The organism is Hyphomicrobium sp. (genome assembly GCF_051860585.1).
GTDB lineage: Bacteria > Pseudomonadota > Alphaproteobacteria > Rhizobiales > Hyphomicrobiaceae > Hyphomicrobium_C.
On the sequence record NZ_JBHYDS010000021.1, the window covers coordinates 468 to 895 of the forward strand.

The 428-nt window shown below is 64.0% G+C and carries 1 tRNA gene and 1 rRNA gene (1 of these 2 only partly in view); both read left to right on the plus strand.

The window, feature by feature from the left end:
- Nucleotides 1-44: ribosomal RNA gene (rrf, locus tag ACTIFK_RS18990) — 5S ribosomal RNA — on the plus strand; it begins 80 nt to the left of the window's first position.
- A gap of 286 nt (nucleotides 45-330) precedes the next feature.
- Nucleotides 331-407, plus strand: a tRNA-Met gene (locus ACTIFK_RS18995).
- Nucleotides 408-428: the final 21 nt, after the last annotated feature.

Below are 428 nucleotides of genomic sequence, written 5' to 3' on the forward strand. Positions count from 1 at the left end.
TGGTACTTCGTCTCAAGACGCGGGAGAGTAGGTCGCTGCCAGGTCTACAAAACGCACAATCGACAGCTTCTCTTCACGATGATCCGGCCCTTGCCGGAAGCCAGGGCCGACCCTCCGAAGCACCGGAGACGGCCCGTAGCCTTTGAAGCCGCGCGGCATGCCATTCTCCACGCAGCCGCGCCGCAAGACGCCCAGGCGGCGATCCGCACCCGAATACGCCGGATCAACCACCGCTCCGGCCAGACAGACCCCGGCCGCAAGGCCGCAGAACGCCAGGACCAACCGGATCCAAGGCGAGACAATCCGGCGGAAGTCCCGCCAACACCCTGGCGCGGGGTGGAGCAGCCCGGTAGCTCGTCAGGCTCATAACCTGAAGGTCGTAGGTTCAAATCCTACCCCTGCACCCAATCCGAATGGTACGCATCAAC